Here is a 19,734-nt window from a genome sequence, read left to right as displayed (position 1 = left end):
CGGGCCGGAGGAGGCGAGGTCTCGTCAGTTGCTCGGCCCGCTCTCACCCGGTTTGCCCGGAAGCTGCTCGGCGAAGAGTTCGAAGTCGGCCTGCTTGTCGGCCGCCACGAAGACCCGCTCGCGGATGATTGTGTCTTCCGCCCAGTTGAACATCAAAATGGGCGCGCCTGTCGGAATGTTCGAGAAGCGCTTGTTGATGATCAGCGCGCCGGGATATTCGGTCAGACCAATCGTATCGACATTGGTCGTGGCGACCTTCTGATACTGCTTCATCAGTTCCGCGCGCTCGGCGTTGTCGTTGGTCGCGATGAACTTGTTGACGATGTCGACAAGCTCCTTCTCGAACGGCATCAGGTCAGGAACACCGCCTTCCGGAGCGCGATGGTGCCAGCTCGTTCGCGGGCCGGTTGCCGCGAGTTGCGGGGTGTTTTGAACGACGGAAGCAAATTCCGCCTGATTGCGGTGCACCATCCAGTCGAAGCGACCGGAATAGTTGGCCGCGTCGCGCTGCTTGCCGTCCAGCGCATTGAGCACGACCCGCAAGCCGAGCTTCTCCATTTGCCCGATGATGCCCTCGGCCAGATTCCTGTCTGTGCCTGTGTCTGAGCCAACCAGCAGCACGATCTCGACATCGCGCCCACCGAGCTTGTCGGACGGGAAGTTGACAAAGCCGTTGCCGTCGGTGTCCTTGAGGCCGACTTTGTCGAGCAGCGCCTTCGCACCGTCGAGGTCATAGGGGTAATAGACCGTCGACTGCCGATCGTAGAAGCTCGTACCGGAGGAAATGCCGCCCGGATAAATCGCCGTGAAGGGCCCCTTGACCAGAGCCTCACCGAGCTTCTTCCGGTCGACCGCCATGGTCACCGCCTTGCGGAAATCCTCGTTGCGGTTGAGTTCGCGCACCGCCTGGGCCCGCTCGTCTGGCTCACCCCAGCCATTGGCCGAGAAGTTCATGTGCATGTTGTAGCCGATGAGACGCGGACCGAAGGCCAGCCGGGCGGGGGCTGCCTCGTCGGCTGCGCGCTTCAGCGATTCGACGAAGTTTTCCGGCTGTTCCAGGTTTGAGAAATCGCCCGAACCGGCGACGGCCTGCACGTCGCGGTCGGCCCAGGTCGAGAGCTTGTAGTGAAGCTCGTTGAGGTAAGGCAGCTGGTTGCCGGCCTCGTCGACCTTCCAATAGTAGGGGTTGCGGCGCAGCACGATGATGTCGTCCGGCCGATAGGCGACCGGCACCCACGCACCCATCACCGGTATATTCATGTATTCCGCCGGAAAGCCGTTCTTGTACTGGTCATAGGTCGTGCCAGCATATTTTGGATGTTTGGTCTTGAGGATATGCGACGGGCCGGGGCAGAAGGTGCCATAGGCCATGGCATAGAGGTGCTGGCGCGGGAAGGCCTCCTTGAAGGTCCATTCGACCGTATACGTGTCGATCTGCTTCAGCGTCGTTCCCTCGCCGAAGGTCTCAGGCGTCGCGCCGTTCAGGGGCGTCACGCTCGGATCGAGAACATTGTCCTCCCAGTAGAACATCACGTCCTCGGCGTCGAAGGGATCGCCGTCCGACCATTTCGCGCCCTCGACGAGATGCATGGTCAGCTTGTGACCGTCCGCGGACCAGTCCCAGCTCTTTGCAAGGTTCGGCAGCGGTTCGACGTCCTTCGCCTCCACCTGGAAGAGCGGCGCCGTGCGCGTCAGACATTCCGACATGCCGATATCGATGCCGCCCCAGCCCTGGCTTTGGCCGGCGCTGTAGTTCCAGCCCTCCGGCCGGCCGCCGATCACGTGGCGCAGCGTGTCGCCATAGACGCCGACGCCGTCAGGCATGTTGCCGGTCTTAAACACCATCGGCTCCTTCGGCAGGCGCTCGGCGACCGGCGGCAGCTTGCCGGCCTTCACGTATTTTTCCGTAACCCAGGTCGGCTCCTTGTATTCCGGCAACGCCTTGAACTCGGCGATCGAGTCGCGTGGCACGAAGGTGATCTTGCCCTGCGCCGGAAACGGTGGCTGCTCGGGCACGACAGTCGGCTCCGATGCGGCCGCCTGCAGCGCGAAGCTTGAGATGCCGACAAGCAGCAGGCTCGCCATTTTTGTCAGTCGGTGGCTGTTCATGGTCTGTGGTTCTCCCTCATGTATCTGCCACGCCGAAAGGTGGCCTCCTCCTAGAAAGTCTCAGAATGTCCCGCGGGGGCGGGCATGTGGCGGCAAGCGGGGTCCGCGTCTCCTCACGCAGTGGCCCCGCCGGCCGTCAACCGGCGGCGCGGGCTTTGGTCTCGTGTCGCTCGGCGCGGATCTCGTCCACCGAGCGCACCTGGCGTCGTGCCGCCCCGTTCCAATCGCGGGTCTTGACGGTCGCCCGGCTCAGGCGCTCTCTGGCACCGTCGATCGCGTGGGCGTATTGCGGTAGCCATTTGGCTTGTGCGACGACCATCTCGTCGACCATCTGCCAGACCTCCTCTGGCGTACAGATGGCGCCAACCAGCGGATCGTGCAGCATCGCCAGCTTGAGCAGATCGAGATCGCCTGAAATGGCCGCATGCACCGACATACGCTGGACATTGATAGAGGACAGGCAGGTGGCGGCGCAGGCCTCGGGAAGCGTGATGCCCGAGACCATGTTGATGCCGAAGCGATCGACGAAGCCGGGAGACTCGATGATCGCATCGGCAGGCAGATTGGTGATGACGCCGGTATTCTTGACGTTGAAATGGCCGCGATAGACGCGCCCCGTCTCCAGAGCCTCCAGGATGTGGCTGGCGTGCTCGTTCGAGCGCTTTGTCGCATCGATCGGACGCCGGGCATCCTCCAGGAACTGCGGGAACTCGGTTTCGAACCAGTTGCGGGTTTCCGTCGAATAGCGGAGGTAGCCGCCGGTTTCGCCATGGATCCAGTCCGACATGTCGATCCAGCGGGTGATCTCATCCGGACGCTTGCGATACCAGGGAAGGTATTCGGAGAGATGGCCGTTGCTCTCGGTGGAATAGACCCCGAAGCGCTTCAGCACGTCGATCCTAAGCTTTTCCTGCTTCGAGAAGACCGGATGAGCCTCGAAGGCGGCGACAAGTTCGTCCTTGCCGATCTTGCGACCGCGCAGCCTGATGTCGACGAACCACGTCTGGTGATTGATGCCGGAGCAGATGAAGTCGAGTTCGCCATCCCCGGCGCCGAGGATCTCGGCGATCTGCTCGCCGCCATGCTGGACGCCGTGGCAAAGCCCGACCGTGTCGACCTTACCGTACTCGATCGCCGCCCAGGTGTTCATCGCCATCGGGTTGGCATAGTTGAGGAACTTCGCGCCCGGCTCGGCCAGTTCGCGGATGTCCTTGCAGAAATCGAGGATGACCGGAATGTTGCGCTGGCCATAGAGTATGCCGCCGGCGCAGATCGTATCGCCGACGCACTGGTCGACGCCGTATTTGAGCGGGATACGGATATCATCGGCATAGGCACTGAGCCCGCCGACCCGCACGCAGCTGATGATGTAGCGCGCGCCTGAGATCGCTTCGCGGCGGTCGGTGGATGCTGTGACCCTGGTCGGCAAGTTGTTGGCTTCGACGATCTTGTCGAGGATCGACTTGATCATGTCGAGGTTGTGCGCGCTGACGTCTGTGAGCGCGAACTCGACATCGTGGAACTCCGGAACGCAGAGAATATCGGTAAAGAGCTTCTTGGTGAAACCAACGCTGCCGGCGCCGATGATGGCAATCTTGAAGTTACTCATGCTGTCCTCGTCGCTGTTCGTTCAACCGAATAAAGGCGGTCTGGGTAAAATTGGTGCGCCGACAAGGTTGCGCCAAAGCGCGGTTCCCTCCCGGTTTACTCCCCACGTGCCGCCTGAAATCGGCCGTCTTGCCTTGTTGTGGGGCATTATGCGTATAATGTTTGGCGTCGCCAGAGAGGTATTGTGCTTTCATGGGTAATTCTATGCTGAAACGGCTGATCGAGAATGGCCCTGCCATGAAGACGGTCTCGCTACCGCGCGGGCGTCACAGCCTGCACGCCATGCCGACCAGCACGGGCTATGAGATCCGCACGGACGGAAGTTACGATTGGGATGGTCGCAAGCGGGGACAGACACCGTTTACCGTGCTGCAGTATACGATCTCAGGCGCGGGAAACCTGCGCTACGAAGCGCGCAATCACCGTGTGCGCGAGGGCGAAACGCTTCTCTTGCTGGTGCCGCACAACCATCGCTACTGGCTCGAGCAGAATGGTCGGTGGGAGTTCTTCTGGATATCGATGAACGGCGAAGAGGCACTGCGCATCCACAAGGCCATTCTTTCGACAACCGGCCCAATCCTGAACCTGAAGCCCGAGACAATCGAGCATCTGGCAGACTGCAGTTTGCGGCTGATTTCAGGCGGCGGCGAAGCGCCGGGCAGCGCATCGGCAATCGCCTACGAGGCCGCAATGGCACTCTATGACGACGTCTTCGGCGCCCATCCCGTATTCAGCCAGGAATACCGGACAATGCAGCATGTCATTCAACATATCATGGCGAACCTTGCGCATCCCCTTCCCGTCGAGACGCTTGCCGAAGTGTCTGGGCTCAGCCGCGCGCACTTCTCGCGCGTGTTTGCCGCCAGCGAAGGCATGCCGCCCGCGGAGTTCGTGCTGCGCAAGCGATTGCAGCGGGCAACGAAACTTTTGACAAAGGCGGCACATCTCTCGGTCAAGGAAGTGTCGATCATGTCCGGCTTCGAAGACCCGAACTATTTCGCCAAAGTGTTTCGACGCTATTTTGGTGCGAGTCCCACCGAGTTCCGTACGACCGGGATGTATTCGAGTGTCGCGGCGAAAAGCCAGGAAGCGGTCAATCACTCTCGTGGGGAAAACGAATAGCCAACGTTGCGGCCAGCGTGCTTTACGTCACAATCTCGCCTTCTAGGCCAATGGCCCGCCCCATCCAGCGATGCGAAATTGCCGAACTGACAATCTTCCTTGAGCTCTCTGCACCGGTTCTGCGCGTTCAATGCGCTGCTTAACGCTTGGAGCTTTTAAGTGCCGGTCAGCCAGGGGATCGCTTCGCACCAATCGTTTGCCTGTCCTGGAGCGGACAAGCAACGCAGCATACGCATAGCTGCATTGCACAAAAAATGTTTTCCAAATGATCAAAAAACGATCATAACGCTCACAGCTGATGCACATGGCGGCTTCTCCTCCCAGTGCCGCCGCAGCAGCTGTTCCCCTCTGGAGGTTTTATGACCTTCACACTTCATGGGCCGCGGTTTTCCGCAGGCCCATTTTTTTTGCCAAAATTTTTGGCCGGCCCGATCAATCGGCGCGACCGGTCAGCGCAGAAACCGGTTGCCATTCGTGTCCGACGATGGCTCCTCCCACCTGACACTCCCTTGATCGCGCTTAATGCCAACCGGACGGCCGCTGGCAAGCAGCCCTAGGATACAGCCGCGCAGGGATCAACTAGCTGTGTCGCAGAGGGTCTTCTTCTTCGGAAATGCGTCGCCAACGTCGATCGGCTGATCAACTGAAGCGAAGTGTGCGCTAAAGCCATGCCCGGAGAGCTGCGTCGTGCGCGATTTATGATTTCGGCTTTTGTCGGTCAAAGTCTCGAACTGACATAGCCTCGAGCTACGCCTTGACCAGTGTGGTTGCCCGGTGCGCTTGGCGCCCATGTCGCTCTGCAGTACGACATGTGGCCGCACTTGTTTTGCCCGGAAAGGCGAGTCGGCTTGCAAACCTCAGGCCCGTCTGCAGTCGGCAAACACGTGTTGGATTATCTAGGGCCGACTAGCCTCGAGGATTAGCTCCTCTGCCCCAACGGGCTCTGCTTGCAGATCGGGTTCGGGACTCAGATCCAGTTTCCCCCAGATCGATGTCTTTTGGCTATCGGCCTTCACCTTGCGGGACGGCTTTATCTCAACAATAAACGGCTTTGTCTGCTGACGCATAGATCCTCCAAGCGACGAATCGCGTTCAAACGATACCGATTGGGCAGGCGGAAGCAACTGCCAGATCAGGTGAGTTCACCGCCACCCGGCAGAACACATCGCCGTGGAAGATCGGGTGACCACGCGGTCCCACTCAGCTGCTGACGCTCTTCCGGCTCAGTGCGAATCAATTGATTTGGCTGCGGAAGTAGACTGCCGGGAGCGGCGATTTCGCCGTTTTGCCCTGTTGGCCGTGTCAGTCAGTGCAAGAAACGGTTGACAACGCCACGTGAAGGGCCCGCAAAAGCAAGGGATTGTTGGGCGGAAAGGTGACGCCAAAGTGCCGCCAAGCTGCTGATAAGTATACGGAATGCGTCAAGGAGAAAGCAGTGGGATGCCGCTTCCGCTGCAACTGCTAAGTTCTTGTTATCCCTAAAGCGGCTTGTCGACCGACAACGAATCGTGTCTCTACTTCCAGACGGAAACAATGCGTCAGACGCGAAGAAACCGTTTTGAAGAGACCCCGATGTTGAAGCCCGCGAATCCCCAGGTTGAAAACGAGACGACTTCCGAGCGTATCACACGCCAGGCGACCGCGCTTTCGGACCGTCTGCGGGCCGTTGGTGAAATTGCTTTTCCGCCGAAGGCGATGAAGAGCCTGAGGTCGTTTACCTCAGGAGAGGTCGCGCAGATCGTTGGTGTATCGGACGGTTATCTCAGGCAATTGTCCTTGGACGGTCTCGGGCCGATGCCGGAACTGGGCACCGCTGGTCGCCGTTCCTACACACTGCGCCAAATCAACGAGCTTCGCGCCTATCTTGCCGAAGCACGCCCGAAGGAAGCCTTGAAGTTCTGGCCGCGCCGCCGCGTAGGTGACAAGCTCCAGATCATCAGCGTCGCCAACTTCAAGGGCGGCTCAGCCAAGACGACGTCATCGCTATACCTCGCACAGGGGCTGGCGCTGCAGGGTTACCGCGTTCTGGCGATCGACCTCGATCCCCAGGCGTCGCTGTCTGCCATGTTCGGTTACCAGCCGGAATTCGACATTGCCGAAAACACCACCCTCTACGGCGCGATCCGCTACGATGAGGAGCGGGTCAACATGCGTTCGGTGATCCGATCGACCTATTTCGAGGGCATAGACCTCGTCCCGGGCAATCTCGAGCTGATGGAGTTCGAGCATGAAACCCCGCGTGCAATGGGCAAACGATCCGGACCCGAGGATCTGTTCTTTCGCCGCGTCGCTGCCGCCATCGATGAAGTCGAGGCGGACTATGACGTCGTTGTCATCGACTGCCCGCCGCAACTCGGCTTCTTGACCATGGGCGCCCTCAATGCGGCAACCGGCATGCTGGTGACGATCCACCCGCAGATGGTCGATGTCGCATCGATGAGCCAGTTCCTGTTGATGACAGCCGATCTCATCGCGGTGATCGAGGATGCCGGCGCGCATCTGAACTACGATTTCATGAAATTCGTCGTGACCAGGCACGATCCGCGCGACGTGCCCGAGCAGGAGATCGTCGGACTGTTGCGCGACCTCTTCGGAAGCGATGTCCTCAGGGCTACGGCATGGAAGTCGACGGCCATTGCCAATGCCGGCCTCACCAAGCAGTCGCTGTTCGAATTGTCGAAGGGCGCCGTCGGGCGGTCCGTTTATGACCGAGCCATGGAATCGGTCAACGCGGTCAACACCGAGGTGATCGACCTGATTTCGAAGGTATGGCAGCGATGAGTGATTGCTCCCATTCCGTGCCGGTACTCTTTCCCCTTGGGCGGGGAATGTTGTCTACAGACAACGCCTCGCCTGTAACGAGGAGGTCCCTCCATTGAGCAAACGCACCCAGTCCATTCGCTCGATGTTTTCCGGCCAGAGCGAGCACTCCGTTGATGGTGACATCAAGCGTCCGGCGCTGCCGCGTATGAGCTCCGGCGCAGTCCGCTCGCTCAAGGACACCTTTTCGGACGTCGAGAAGGAGTATGAAGTTCTTCGCGCAAAGCTCGCGTCGGGCCAGCTCGCCGTGGAGATCGACCCCACCCTGATCGATCCCTCGCCTTTAGCCGATCGCTTCAGCGAGCAGGACCCAGCCAGTTTCGAGGCACTGATAACTTCGATCCGGGAAAGAGGACAGGAAATTCCCGTCCTCCTCCGCGAGCATCCTTCTTTATCCGGTCGCTACCAGAGCGCTTACGGACATCGGCGCATTCGTGCCGCTCGTGCGCTCGGCATTCCCGTCAAAGCCTATGTGCGCTCGCTGAGCGATGAAGATCTAGTCGTGGCGCAAGGTGTGGAGAACTCCGCCCGCGAAGACCTGAGCTTCATCGAACGCGCGGTATTTGCTTGCCGTTTGGAGGATGCCGGCTTTGCCCGTGCGCTGATCCAGTCGGCACTTTCTGTCGACCGGGCTGAAGTTTCCAAGCTGGTCGCTGTCGCACGCGCATTGCCGCGCGAACTTGTGGACGCCATCGGGCGGGCACCGAAAATCGGTCGAGGCCGCTGGCAGTCACTGGTTGATGCGATCGGCAACGAGCCGGCATTGAAGCGCGCCTTGGCGGTTGCAACCAAAGCCGGCTTTACGACACGGGAAACGGATGACCGCTTTATGCTGGCCTTTGCGGCCGCGACAAAGTCCGAAAAAGGGCCAGCCGCTGGGCTTGCACCTGAGACTGTCACTAGTGGATCGGGTGCGGAGATCGGAAAAGTGGCCACGAGCGACAAGCAATGGCGCCTGTCGATCCGGCGCGATCGGCATGACGGATTTGCAGATTATCTGACGGCGAAATTGCCCGAGCTGTTTGAAGCTTACGAGGCGGCGCTGGAGAAAACGCAGAGCAGCGCCGAATAGGGCGCCGTCCTGAAGACTGAAAATATAGAGGAGCAGCACGGCAAAAGAAAAAAGGCCCCCGAAACACCGTCTCTGAAGGCCCTTTCTCGTCATTTGGCGATTTCGAGATTCGCACTTCCGGGATTCACAGTCAAGACTCTCTTCGGAGATTTGGCGCCGTTTCGGTGACCGGCATTCCTTTGCCTGAAAAAAGGTAAGGCTGAAATGGACAGGTTATCCGTAACGACGCCATTCGGGCGGCGGCCGATGTCGCTTGCCCTGGTGAAGGGACAAATCAGATCGTCCGGCATCAAAGCCGGAAAAACCGTCGACAAGTGGAAGGTGCTTCGCGACGTATGCGAGGCACGGACCCTTCTTGGCGTCCAGGACCGCGCTCTGGCTGTGCTGAACGCACTTCTGTCATTCTATCCGCAGGGCGAATTGGCTGAGGGCAATGACCTCGTCGTGTTCCCGTCGAACGCCCAGCTGACCCACCGCGCCAATGGCATCGCCGGCAGCACGCTACGCCGCTGCCTTGCTGCATTGGTGGAGGCGGGCCTGATTTCGCGCAAGGACAGCCCCAATGGCAAGAGATATGCACGCAAGGACGGCGAAGGCGGCATAGAGGAGGCCTACGGCTTTGATCTCGCCCCGCTTTTGGCCCGCTCGGAAGAACTGGCAGGCCTGGCCCAGGAAGTTGCGGCAGAACGCCGGCGGTTCCTGATCGCCAAGGAGCGTGTCTCATTGTGCCGCCGGGATATTCGCAAGCTGATTACTGCCGCGATCGAGGAGGGGGCATCCGGCGATTGGGGGCACGCCGAAGACATGTTTGTCGCGCTTATCGCACGAATTCCACGCCGACCGAGCCTCAAGGATTTGCGGGCCATTGCTGACGAGATGACGCTTTTGCACGAAGAAGTCGTCAACATGCTGGATGATAACGCGATTTCCGAAAATATGGCTAGCAATGATGGTCTATCTGAGCAGCACATACAGAATTCAAAACCCGAATCCTTCAATGAACTTGAACCAAGCTCTGAAAAAGAGCAGGACGAAAAGCCGAGGGCGGAAAGCGGAGCAAAGCCGAAGGGCGTACAGCCATTCCCGTTGGAGATGGTTTTGCGGGCCTGCCCCGAGATCAAACCTTTCGGCCCGGACGGCGTGGTTTCGAGTTGGCGTGATCTGATGATGGCCGCGGTGACCGTCCGCTCGATGCTTGCGGTCAGCCCGTCGGCCTATGAGGAAGCGTGCGAGGTGATGGGGCCGGCGACGGCTGCGTCCGTGGTGGCTTGCATGTACGAGCGGTCCGGACACATCAATTCGCCCGGCGGTTATCTCAGAGATCTGACAAACCGGGCGCGGCGCGGGGAGTTCTCGCTCGGGCCGATGCTGATGGCACTGCTTCGTGGGGCGCCGACATCCAATCTGGCTTCTGCGTCGTGAGCCGGGCTGCGGTTGGGCAAACTGCTCTCGGCTTGACGCTTCCCCACGTGAACTGCACCTAGCCGGAGACAGCGACTGCCATCGGTCAGGTAGTGTTTGCCACACCCGGGTCCGGCCATGACTTCGAAAGGTTTGACATGCAGGTCGCCGTTTGCGGAGGTCTGGTCTCGGCTGTCGGCGTCACCACAGCAGTCGCCCTCCCCTTCTCCTCTTTAGTCTTGGTAGGGGATGCAGTTAGCGCGATTGCTGCGACACCACCGGGAGGTAGACAGTCGGGGTTGACGGCTTGTTGCCAACAAACGAGCTTCCGACAAGGAGATAGGCCGAAAGTGCGAGGACCGAGATGAGTAAGATACCAACGGGCAGGCCGCCGGAGGTGTGACGTTCTGGCTTTAGGTAGTTTCTTTCACCCAACATAGCGAACTCCATTTGCACGTCCGGAACGGGGAAAGGGTGCAGGTGGTTCCCGGGAAACGGGCGGAGCTGAGGGACAGGTTCTGAGAACCTGCGGCCGACATTTTAGCACCATGACCGGTGTCTCGCCTGAGACCGCAGGTAGCATGTGGCCCGGATATCTAGATTGTTCGCGCTTGTTCGTAGCTAATTCGGGCGCTTTCAAACAGGTGGCGCTGAAATATGCTGACAAAGAACCCCGCACCCTGGTCGTTCAAACGCAGATTTCGAAATCTGGGCCCGCTGCTTGGAGAATGCGGTCTTCAGGCTGAAGGTGCTTGAGACCCGTCAGTCAAGTGATTCACACGGGATCGGCGTGCGCAAGCGGTTTTCATTTACCGGAACAGACCTAAGGAAAAATGATCCGATGCCGGCGACTCCCGACAAGTGGCTCGATCGCACGCCTTGTCATGGTCCGTATTTGTTGCCTTCGCAATTGAGATCTTTCGACCTTCACTGTTCAGCGCGATCGGTGCTTAAGCACGAGACCGGAAAAATGGCATCGATGCGCAGGGTTCAACATGATTGGAAGCGACTGTTGCGAGAGCCCAACAGTGAGCTGCCAGCACTGCGACCGACTGTTGGGCTCCGCATAATCGCACGAGCATCTCGAGATCGGCGTGCGATATGTGAAGGACTTCCACCTGGGCCCGTCTCCCTCGAGGCAAACTGCTCGTGGGGTCGAAACAACTCCGGCGCTCACCGGCGCTTTTACAGTTGCCGACGTCCGAAACCGTCCTTGGTTATGACGGCAGCAAACACAAGTGGCGGGAAATATGACGAAAGCATCGCAAGATATCAGCGGCGAGAGGCAAGTGTCTTTTCGCAAAGGCCTGTGATGATTGGCCATGGCGGAGGCACCGTCGCAGGAGATCGACCACGACCGGCATTTGAGCCGCATCTGTTTTTCGGGCTACCATTTGGGGCTCGAACAATCTGTCGGATCGACCAACGCTCGACGGTGTATTAACAACTGCTTGTTTAGCGGGCGAATTTGATACGGTTCAGACATGCGACCTCAAGCGCACCTCCGATGTATACCGCGCAGCAGCCTCGTCGAGAGGTTCCGTTGACAGTCACGGTTGCGTGACTGCGTGCGGAAAACGGCGACATCGCTCACGCTATCACCGACCACTCGAACGAGTGCCAGTTGAAGAGCGACGATCTCATTTCCAAGGACATCCTGCCAATCACTCAAAGGCTCGACGGTCGAGCCGGTCATTCGCGCTGCAAATCCGTCGCGGAAGTCTTGATTGTCGTAGCGTGAGCCTTTTGAACAACCGCTTTCGGTTTCATTTGCCGAGGAAAAGCGGGGGCGTGTTCACCAACCCTGACACTAAAAATTGCGCACAACGACCCTAGGCAATGAGTAGTATTTGCTCGGGCTCGCCTCGGGTTGGGAAGCTCAGGGCGGCCAATTCCAGCCTTTCCCTAACTCGTGACGATGGCGTGTTAAAGTCAGACCTTTCCCGAAAATGGCACCAGCTTGCTGCTTTGCCGTTCGTCAGGTCGCCTTTCCTTTCGCAGCAACTGCGGTGAGACGTTCCATTGGCGGGCGTTGTCGCCGTGCACAGTCACCGTTTTGCGGTTGCGACGGATGACGATTCCAGCCTGCGTCTGGCCGTTACTGTATTCGAATATCACGCGCTCGCCGATCGCCAGTTCAAGCAAGGCATGCGTCCTTCTGCTGATGCAGAAAGTGCAGCCGGTCGACGACCGCATCGTGCAATTCGATCAGCTCTACTTCGCTCGAGGTATCAAGGTCGAACTTCTGTATGCTGGCTCCATTCATGAAGATGGTTGCCTGGAACATGCGCCAACGCAATCGCGCCGCACCAACAACCCACAAGATCCTCCGGCAAAAGGGGAAATCCGCCGCCGTCACCGTTTCTGCCCCATGTCCTACCAGGCAGGAGCGTCCGGACCCGATTTGGCGTGTGCTAACTACATGAACTTGCTTTCAATGTACGGCCTAACAGAATGAAAAGTTCAGTTTACTTCCGCCACGCAAACTCTACTGCAGAAAGGGTCTGATTGTGGATATGGCGAGGTGCGCTGGTTTCGGATTAGAAATCCTTTGAGATTCCACTTGGCGGCCTTGCGTTTGGGTCAGAAAATTCGGCAGCAAGGCGCGGGGCTGCCATTTTCAACCCGCGCATCGCCCGGCTGTTTTCGTTGTCGGGCGACATGCAAACCTGGTCCGGTAGCGATACCTAAAACTAGTCTCTCTTCCACACATTAGGAGGGGCTGATGGGCGCGGAGGCAGTTACGAAGTTCTCGGCGGGAATGGTGCGGAAAGATGGAGTGCTCGCACCGCACGAAGTGACTGCAATGCTGCGGCTCAAGAAGCTGTGAGCAGAGGCGCATCGCGTGAATAGGAAACTGCCTGTCCATACAAGGATCCAAGCCGTTTTGGCGATCCTGTCGCCAGCATCCGATTTGCACTGCATGTGCCTATGTCGTGACCCTTTGTGCGTATGTCCGCAGTTGAGCAAATTCCGTGGCGCTGATGCTCACAGCTGTCGAGGGAAAATCAACCCATGCGCCGCATCGATCTGGTGGCCGGATTTTCGCTACAGGTATGTCGCGCGAAAGAGTGCGGTGGCTTTGCCTTTCCAAGGATGGATTAAGCAAGCGCCCAAAAGCGCGTAGACGTAGTCCGAAAAATTGCGCCGTATGTCGAAACGGTTGATGCCCAAGTTGAAGATTTCAAGGGCACCATGCTTGGCACAATTGATGAAAGATGAAGACGCGTTGCCCGGCGGGCCCGTCAGTTTCATTCAATACCGATCGGCCGGAACCCGGCGCAGGGGTTACCTACTGGACAATCAGGGGGCGATGGGTTGCCGGTTTGGGAGAACCGATACAACGGGTGTGGCAGTTCGCGAGCAATTCGCCGGGTGTTTCGTCGGGAGTGCGGACCGTGTCCGACCAAGCCCAAAGGCGGTTCACCATCTCCAAACCTCCAATTGCGCCATGATCCCGCACGTTTCGTCGTTTCGCCCAGATCATGATGCCTCAATCGTTGTTTTGAAAGACGAGTTCAAAAACGAGCGAATTTACGCACCAAAGCTCCATTCCAGCTACGATATTGCCTGTCACCAGCATCGTGATTGGACAGCGCCAACGACTAGGAACAGGCTGGTGCTGGGCTGGCTCTCGCAACGTCGTTTGATTGGAGGCGACAATGAAGCATCACACCTTGGAGCAGTTGCAGACCATCGCGCAGATAGAGCCAATTTTCGGCGCTCGCGGGATGACACGCCGACAGCGACTGGAACGTTGGGCCGAGTTGCTAGAGCAAATTCGGCACAGGCACCTCGACACGCTTCATGAGACCGAGTTCCAGTTTAGCGACGAACGAAATGCACTGCGCAGCGACTACTCGCCGATAACGGTTGCCTTCCGCGATCCAGTGCTGCATGCGGCCGGCTTGGACAACGACACCTACGGCGAGGCGAAACGGTTCTTTGAGATCAGTGACGAGGAACTGCATGACATCGTCTGCTACTGCCACTTCGGCAGGACGGTGAGTGCGGCTGCAGCGGCTCGCCAGGTCCGAAGCTTACTCTCGGAGCGTCCGCAAAGCTTCTGGTCGGCGGTGGCTGCATTCTTTGTCGCCTAGGTGCCCTTGAACCCGATTTTTGCCAATCTATGTGGGCGCAATGGACGCCGCTGAGTTGCCTCAAGGGTGACATGGTTCTGTAACGAAAATGCGGTTGATTTGCGTTGCTGACAACGAACTTGTGCCTTGATGTCGTAGGCAGATCTGGAGTTCATTACGTCGCCTACCATTGGCCGGCGCAGCCGGCCAATGGTAAAGTTACGGGAGCCGTGTCAGGCCCGCAGGTTGTCAGCCGATGTCTTGCCTGATTTGCGGTCCTCGACGAGATCGTAGCTGATCTTTTGGCCGTCGTTCAGACCACGCATGCCTGCCCGCTCGACGGCAGACGCATGGACGAAGACGTCCGTGCCGCCATCGTCGGGCTGGATGAAGCCATAGCCCTTGGTCGAATTAAACCACTTCACGGTACCAGTCGCCATAACATTCCCCTTCGTGAGCCTTGGAACCAGGGGTTCGCATGGCGTTTGTTGCGCCATCAAAACTAATGGATCGGGCGGAGAAGGGAAGAGGGTGCTTGAAATTAAGTGTTCTGACAGGTTCCTTCGTACCCTTACCGCCGCGCGCATCTTCGTCTGTAAATTTCGCGACCTCTGTGGAAGCATCAGAGGCCGGCACGGCCTCGGGGCGGCAGTCAGCTGACTTAAGCGAGCCCGGTGAGGTTTGATTTGTTGTCTGCAGACAACGATGGCGGTTGACTATACAGCAAGACAGCACGCATAGGTGGTATTCAGGGGATTTGACCTGGCCCGGTACATGCGTTGTTGTCTGCAGACAACATGGGACGATGCATGAGCCCCGCTCGTCATAGCCGCAGCCAGCCGCGTAGGCGCATCCCTAAGTAGGCAGCGGCGTCAAACCGCGGCGCTGTTTCGGCAACGCATGCAGTTTGCCGGTGGACGAATGCCAAGGCGAAGTGTTTGTGCGCGTCGTGCTGCCTTGCTTCAGTGCCAACGACATTTGAGATTGGATTGGACTGCATCGTCGCGTCGCGCTGGCTGCGTTGGGTCGACGGCCCGCTCCCGTTGTTGTCTGCTGACAACAACCGGGCTCAAGACTGCCGGAAGCCGGGAAACGCGTTCTGGCTTATTTTTCGTTGTGCCGGCCTGGTCGGAGCTCAAAACGGGTGATCTCTCCCTAGATGCGCCCTCTTCTGGACTGCAGGTGTTGGCAAGGTGGCGACGTTGTCTGCAGACAACATGGCGCCTTCCGTTTCACCAAGTGTCCGTTACGGCGGGCCAGCGGCTATCACCCCGTGTGGGCAATTTTGAAGATATGGAACCTGGGATTCTCGTCTGCGTTGATCGTTAGGAAGGAGATCCTAGATGCAAGATGACAAGACGAAGACAACCAGCCCTCGCCGACTCGCGGCAGGTAGCCAGAAATATGAAGTCGGCTATTTCGCAAAAAAGCACGGGATCAAGGAGAGTGACGCCCGGCGTATCATCAAGCAGCATGGTGGCGATCGCGACGCTGCTGATAGAGCCGCCAATCGGCTGCGGGGATAGTTGGGCATATGTTCGTCGCTGCTGTTGACGCAGGGTGGGAGCAATTACTCGCGTCCACCCAGTGAGTGACAATGTGCCCATGGGCGCCGCGGTGGATCGCGTTAGCTTCTGCATCTGGAGCGGTATTTGTCGTTGCCTTCTGAGGTCATAGCGTGTTGCCGCGCTACATCGGTTGGCGCCATGGGACCCGGGCGAGCCACCGGAGTTTGAAGCCCTATCGCGGTAAGGCTGGTATGCGGCCGGCATAAAAAGTGCCCGCGATGGGACATATTTCAATGCGAGCCTGCTGTTCGGGACAAGATGGGATGAGCGCGACTCTACCGAGCGATCGATTCATTAAGCGTTGCCAATTGGAGCATTGGCGGGGATATCGCCTCCCGGGTCGACTGTAATGAATGCGTATTGTTGGCTTCGGTCTTCCAATCGTCGCTTTCGTGAAAACGTGCCATTCTATACGATCGGCGTGATGCCCATGCCGGCATCGCAACGAACCTGCGGTACGCGATGGGAATTTCTTGCCAGGCTAACTGGATTGGATAAGGCCGTACAGGCCGGGCTACTTCGCATGGCAACCTGGGCACCGACACACGCAGCAAGTTGGGATGATTGCCATGGCTGGGACCCAGTCGATTGCCGTTGAAGGGGTCTGTGTACGGGCGTCGCCTACCAAATCTTTCAGCTTCCAGATTTTGTAATTGCGGACCATGCTCGAGAAGCGACCCAGTTCGGCACAAATTGCCGATCCTGCTTCGAGCGATATTCTTCTCGTCGATCGTGCATCGGGCGATCGCCGGTTCAACCTCGGTCGTCGGGTAACGCTTAGGACGCCGGCCAAAACTTGCGACATTACGATTCTACATTACCCGGATTCAGTGTTGGAGTTGGTATCATATCAAGTTGACTTACACGGTAGTGCCTTTGACATAGAGTTGACGGAGGCTAGAATGCCTATACCGGCGCGCCCAAGCGGCGCGAATGGCATGATAAATCACACCGAGCAGTCGATCCTATCCGACCGAGCGCAACGCTTGCAACGCCAAGAGTGACGGAAGGGAATGACCGATTGGCTTCTGATTGCCAGAACTCTGCAGCATATTCAATTAGTTAACAATCACTGATTTCGACTAGGGATGCGACAAGAACCAAGCGGCGGCCGCCATGACGCCCACAGCCGTCAGGCACAATTGGGCGAGAGGCCAAGTCCGTTGGACAAACGCTTGAGGTGCAAGCCGAGCGAGGCTTGACTCCCGACTCCACCATCTCCGCCGGCAATCACCACCATTTGTCGTAATAGCCGCGCCAGCTCCCCACCACCTGATGTGAAGGATGCTTGGTTCGCGTAGCGCGCGGCGCCTCGAACCCATAGAAAGGATGTGCGCCGTCCACGGCTGCTATTGGTCCGGTGCTGAGACGGTTGCTACGTGGGAATTTTTATCTCAGAACCTGTAGACCGGTCAGGGTTCCAGCTCTCGGCTCGAATCGGTCCAATCCGCCCCCTTCGGGTGGCGCCACTGGCGGCCCGGCCCGATTTGCAAGTGGGCCGATCGTTCGCTTACGAGACCGATATGTGCTTATATCGACAACTTGTCTTTGGTTTGCTTTAATTACGCAATCACAACGTGGGGGCTTCTATGGCTTGGGACGGTTGGAACAGAGATGGCGATGGATGTGTCAGGATATCTGCAGTCCTGGCTTGGAAAAGTGCAGCACTGCTAGGCGAAAATGCCGATATCGGCTTGCGGATTGAGTTCTCGGACGAACCGGCATCGCACCACGTCAGCGCGCTTCAGTTCGGCCTGACAGGGGCGCAAGCGAGAGCCTTGAGCGCCGATCTGGCAGCTCATGCCGATAAACTGGAAGCGCAGCAATTCGGCATATCCACATCGATGGGAGATCGACAGCACGCCAGTTGACGCGATGCCTGAGCGGCGCGCACGGCGTGTTGTCGGTCTGCAAGCGCTCCCATGCGCGCTGATGCGTTCGTACTCTGCCATAACCTTCGTCGAGAGGAGAAACCGTATGTTCAGTGAATCCGGGGTCCAAGGTGAGGTCGAGGCCGCTGGTGAACTTGGTACTCGTTGGCTGGAGCCACAATCAATCGCTGTCGAGATTCTGCATCCTTCGTTGCTCACGGCGCTTGAGCAACGCAACGACGTGGCGGATTTTCAAGGCTTCCTGGCCCGTGTCTATGAAATGCCGGGAGATACCCAAAACGGCTTCTTTCATATCGCCGTCAATCCTACGATATCCGAGGCTGCAGGCCTCCATACCGTCAGCTTGATCATGGGCGAAAGGTATGCGGAAGACATTGAGCTTGCCATCGGTCCGATCTGGCTCGATGCAGGTGACGAAAATGAAGCGGCGGCCGAACTCTACGCAATCTTGAAGGATGTCGGCCGGCTCGCCTGACCTGAGGGAAACACAGACCTTCGGGGTTCGCGGCGATTGGCCCGCAAAGCGAATCTATGCGCCTGCGACACCGATAGTGTAGCTTGCTTGCAGAATGCCGATTTCGAGCCGTTCGACGTCGAAGATGAATTCCGACGCCTCCGCCGCAGAAAAAACGCTGTCGCTGCCGTTCATCGTATCGCGCTGCGGGCGCGCTGCGTAATCGGGGTGGCCTTGATAGACGATATCGCTGAGCGGTTCGTCGAACAGGAGTTGCGTGACCAGCAACTCCATGCCCTCAATCACGATACGCAGATGGACATGGACGGTACGGCCACTGTACCAGCCAGGATAAATGCTGAGAAAATTCACACGGCCCTCGGCGTCGCTGATCTGCCTGCCCCGCAAAAACGCGAGGCTGCTGGCGTCTTGATCGTCCGCGTTGCACATCCCTGCCGCGCGCCCGGAATAAACGCCGCGCGTATCGGCATGCCAAATCTCGACGCCTGCGCCTTTTATCGGGTTGCAATCCTCGGACCGCAAAAGGCGCAAGCTGATGCGGGTGGGCAGTCCGTTGACGCCTTCCGTCACGTCGCGTCGGATGGGAACGTCATTGGTATGGCAGGGACCGAGGGTCTGCGCGAGGGTGGTGACGCATTGGGGTTGTTCGCGAAACACCGGATCGGGCAAGTCAGCGGGTACTCCAGCCGTCCCGCCGGCTTGCAGCCCCGAGGCGGTCCAGTCGATGCTGTCACGCGACACCGCATCGCCGCCGCCGCCGCTCCTGCCGGACAGCAGAGCAACGCTTGCTCCTGCCAGAAGGGCTCCTCCTCCAAGAATAATGGTACGTCTTCTCATCGCCTGACCGTTCCCAAAGTTCGCAACGAAGATCACGCCCGCTGCACACCAATAGATCAACAGCGACAGTGAGCAAAATTACGTTTTCGTCACACGACGCGTCTCGTGCCAGTACTTGTCACCACTATGTCAAAGTTAATTGTGCGAGGGCGCCCCTTAAGATCAGCATGGCGAGCTACGACGTCGGAAACCGAACAGGATGTCTGAATGCCCGATTGGCGCGCCGTAATCCTTGAGCAGGCAGAGATCGCCATGGCGGTCGAGAGAGTTGTACTGCAGGCCCTGTCACGCGAGCAGCTTGCCAAGGCAGAAGCGCTGCACCTGTGGTCACGGGTTGGGGAACTTTGCGTCAAGGCGCAAACCGTCGGCGACGAAATGGAAGACGGCCACGCGGATCTCGAGGCGATCAAGGATTTCGAGGCGATCGAGGACATGTATCGCGCGCTTCATGCCTCGCTCGACGCGCGCCTGGTGATGATGGCAGGGCTCGGCCCGCTGGTGTGCTCTGACGGACTTCACTGAAGGTCGAGCGCATATCCAGTCGGCGAAAGCACCGAACTTGTCTTTGTGCCGGCTACAGACTCTACTGCAACGGAGGCTCACCATGTCGCTATGGTGAGCAGCGTTTGGCCGTGTAGTCAGCCGATTCGGTGCGGACGGCGGATAGTTGGCCGTGCCGACCAAGATCGGGTGTGCACGAAGGCAGTTGCTCTTACTGCAGTCGGTGGGTATGCCGATGCGTTGGAAGCAG

General features: G+C 58.5%; 15 protein-coding genes. 10 read left to right on the top strand and 5 right to left on the bottom strand.

All coding sequences use genetic code 11. From position 1 onward, the window contains the following. Positions 1-24 precede the first annotated feature (24 nt). Together ASD02_RS17355 and ASD02_RS17350 are read right to left on the bottom strand one after the other, a co-directional pair. Positions 25-2,109, bottom strand: a complete 2,085-nt coding sequence (locus tag ASD02_RS17355; protein WP_057220955.1) for an ABC transporter substrate-binding protein — start codon at positions 2,107-2,109, stop codon at positions 25-27. A 136-nt stretch (positions 2,110-2,245) separates the two neighbouring features. Then, the gene (locus ASD02_RS17350; protein WP_057220954.1) at positions 2,246-3,718 is read right to left on the bottom strand and encodes an alpha-glucosidase/alpha-galactosidase; all 1,473 of its coding nucleotides are present in this window, start codon (positions 3,716-3,718) and stop codon (positions 2,246-2,248) included. A 191-nt stretch (positions 3,719-3,909) separates the two neighbouring features. Here ASD02_RS17350 and ASD02_RS17345 point away from each other — a divergent pair, with 191 nt between their 5' ends. The 4 genes from ASD02_RS17345 (at position 3,910) to repC (ending at position 10,153) form a co-directional block, all read left to right on the top strand. Next, the gene (locus tag ASD02_RS17345; protein ID WP_057220953.1) at positions 3,910-4,839 is read left to right on the top strand and encodes an AraC family transcriptional regulator; all 930 of its coding nucleotides are present in this window, start codon (positions 3,910-3,912) and stop codon (positions 4,837-4,839) included. A 1,572-nt stretch (positions 4,840-6,411) separates the two neighbouring features. Further along, a complete protein-coding gene (repA, locus tag ASD02_RS17340) occupies positions 6,412-7,620 on the top strand; it encodes a plasmid partitioning protein RepA (RefSeq protein WP_057207692.1) in 1,209 nt (402 codons plus the stop codon). 94 nt (positions 7,621-7,714) lie between these two features. Further along, the gene (gene repB / locus ASD02_RS17335) at positions 7,715-8,731 is read left to right on the top strand and encodes a plasmid partitioning protein RepB (protein ID WP_057207691.1); all 1,017 of its coding nucleotides are present in this window, start codon (positions 7,715-7,717) and stop codon (positions 8,729-8,731) included. A 204-nt stretch (positions 8,732-8,935) separates the two neighbouring features. Beyond that, on the top strand, positions 8,936-10,153 hold the full coding sequence (gene repC, locus ASD02_RS17330) for a plasmid replication protein RepC (protein WP_057220952.1): 1,218 nt from the start codon (positions 8,936-8,938) through the stop codon (positions 10,151-10,153). Positions 10,154-12,064: 1,911 nt separating this feature from the next. Here repC and ASD02_RS17320 read toward each other — a convergent pair. Beyond that, positions 12,065-12,277, bottom strand: a complete 213-nt coding sequence (locus tag ASD02_RS17320; RefSeq protein ID WP_244494235.1) for a hypothetical protein — start codon at positions 12,275-12,277, stop codon at positions 12,065-12,067. 19 nt (positions 12,278-12,296) lie between these two features. On the opposite strand from ASD02_RS17320, the gene ASD02_RS38985 reads away from it, so the two are divergent. Together ASD02_RS38985 and ASD02_RS17310 are read left to right on the top strand one after the other, a co-directional pair. Next, positions 12,297-12,590: a hypothetical protein gene (locus tag ASD02_RS38985; RefSeq protein WP_162255911.1), complete on the top strand. Its 294-nt coding sequence runs from the start codon at positions 12,297-12,299 to the stop codon at positions 12,588-12,590. Positions 12,591-13,794: 1,204 nt separating this feature from the next. Then, positions 13,795-14,232 carry a hypothetical protein gene (locus ASD02_RS17310; RefSeq protein WP_057207688.1) on the top strand — a complete coding sequence of 146 codons (438 nt, stop codon included), beginning with the start codon at positions 13,795-13,797 and terminating at the stop codon, positions 14,230-14,232. A gap of 212 nt (positions 14,233-14,444) precedes the next feature. On the opposite strand, the gene ASD02_RS17305 is transcribed toward ASD02_RS17310, so the two are convergent. Beyond that, complete coding sequence (locus ASD02_RS17305; RefSeq protein ID WP_057207687.1) at positions 14,445-14,651, bottom strand: cold-shock protein; 207 nt, start codon at positions 14,649-14,651, stop codon at positions 14,445-14,447. 903 nt (positions 14,652-15,554) lie between these two features. Here ASD02_RS17305 and ASD02_RS17300 point away from each other — a divergent pair. The 3 genes from ASD02_RS17300 to ASD02_RS17295 all read left to right on the top strand — a co-directional run bounded on the left by ASD02_RS17300 (position 15,555) and on the right by ASD02_RS17295 (position 18,146). Beyond that, a complete protein-coding gene (locus ASD02_RS17300) occupies positions 15,555-15,737 on the top strand; it encodes a DUF3606 domain-containing protein (protein ID WP_057207686.1) in 183 nt (60 codons plus the stop codon). Positions 15,738-17,368: 1,631 nt separating this feature from the next. Further along, positions 17,369-17,650, top strand: coding sequence for a hypothetical protein (locus ASD02_RS38275; protein WP_156408411.1), 282 nt, complete (start codon positions 17,369-17,371; stop codon positions 17,648-17,650). A 106-nt stretch (positions 17,651-17,756) separates the two neighbouring features. Further along, positions 17,757-18,146, top strand: a complete 390-nt coding sequence (locus ASD02_RS17295) for a hypothetical protein (protein ID WP_057207682.1) — start codon at positions 17,757-17,759, stop codon at positions 18,144-18,146. 54 nt (positions 18,147-18,200) lie between these two features. Here ASD02_RS17295 and ASD02_RS17290 read toward each other — a convergent pair whose 3' ends face one another. Further along, a complete protein-coding gene (locus ASD02_RS17290; RefSeq protein ID WP_057220991.1) occupies positions 18,201-18,983 on the bottom strand; it encodes a protocatechuate 3,4-dioxygenase in 783 nt (260 codons plus the stop codon). A 207-nt stretch (positions 18,984-19,190) separates the two neighbouring features. Between ASD02_RS17290 and ASD02_RS17285 the strand changes: the two genes are divergently transcribed. Continuing rightward, positions 19,191-19,505 (top strand): hypothetical protein, encoded by a 315-nt coding sequence (locus tag ASD02_RS17285; protein ID WP_057220950.1) that lies wholly within the window; start codon positions 19,191-19,193, stop codon positions 19,503-19,505. Positions 19,506-19,734 lie beyond the last annotated feature (229 nt).

Origin of the sequence: Ensifer sp. Root1252 (assembly GCF_001425885.1) — a bacterium.
Lineage (GTDB): Bacteria > Pseudomonadota > Alphaproteobacteria > Rhizobiales > Rhizobiaceae > Ensifer > Ensifer canadensis.
This window is presented reverse-complemented; position numbering and strand designations above follow the sequence as displayed.

What these genes read in the sequence shown, in the direction of transcription:
- ASD02_RS17355 (WP_057220955.1), bottom strand. Translation starts at nt 2,109, where the DNA reads ATGAACAGCCACCGACTGACAAAAATGGCGAGCCTGCTGCTTGTCGGC.
- ASD02_RS17350 (WP_057220954.1), bottom strand. Translation starts at nt 3,718, where the DNA reads ATGAGTAACTTCAAGATTGCCATCATCGGCGCCGGCAGCGTTGGTTTC.
- ASD02_RS17345 (WP_057220953.1), top strand. Translation starts at nt 3,910, where the DNA reads ATGGGTAATTCTATGCTGAAACGGCTGATCGAGAATGGCCCTGCCATG.
- repA (WP_057207692.1), top strand. Translation starts at nt 6,412, where the DNA reads ATGTTGAAGCCCGCGAATCCCCAGGTTGAAAACGAGACGACTTCCGAG.
- repC (WP_057220952.1), top strand. Translation starts at nt 8,936, where the DNA reads ATGGACAGGTTATCCGTAACGACGCCATTCGGGCGGCGGCCGATGTCG.
- ASD02_RS38985 (WP_162255911.1), top strand. Translation starts at nt 12,297, where the DNA reads ATGCAGAAAGTGCAGCCGGTCGACGACCGCATCGTGCAATTCGATCAG.
- ASD02_RS17310 (WP_057207688.1), top strand. Translation starts at nt 13,795, where the DNA reads ATGAAGCATCACACCTTGGAGCAGTTGCAGACCATCGCGCAGATAGAG.
- ASD02_RS17305 (WP_057207687.1), bottom strand. Translation starts at nt 14,651, where the DNA reads ATGGCGACTGGTACCGTGAAGTGGTTTAATTCGACCAAGGGCTATGGC.
- ASD02_RS17300 (WP_057207686.1), top strand. Translation starts at nt 15,555, where the DNA reads ATGCAAGATGACAAGACGAAGACAACCAGCCCTCGCCGACTCGCGGCA.
- ASD02_RS38275 (WP_156408411.1), top strand. Translation starts at nt 17,369, where the DNA reads ATGGCTTGGGACGGTTGGAACAGAGATGGCGATGGATGTGTCAGGATA.
- ASD02_RS17295 (WP_057207682.1), top strand. Translation starts at nt 17,757, where the DNA reads ATGTTCAGTGAATCCGGGGTCCAAGGTGAGGTCGAGGCCGCTGGTGAA.
- ASD02_RS17290 (WP_057220991.1), bottom strand. Translation starts at nt 18,983, where the DNA reads ATGAGAAGACGTACCATTATTCTTGGAGGAGGAGCCCTTCTGGCAGGA.
- ASD02_RS17285 (WP_057220950.1), top strand. Translation starts at nt 19,191, where the DNA reads ATGCCCGATTGGCGCGCCGTAATCCTTGAGCAGGCAGAGATCGCCATG.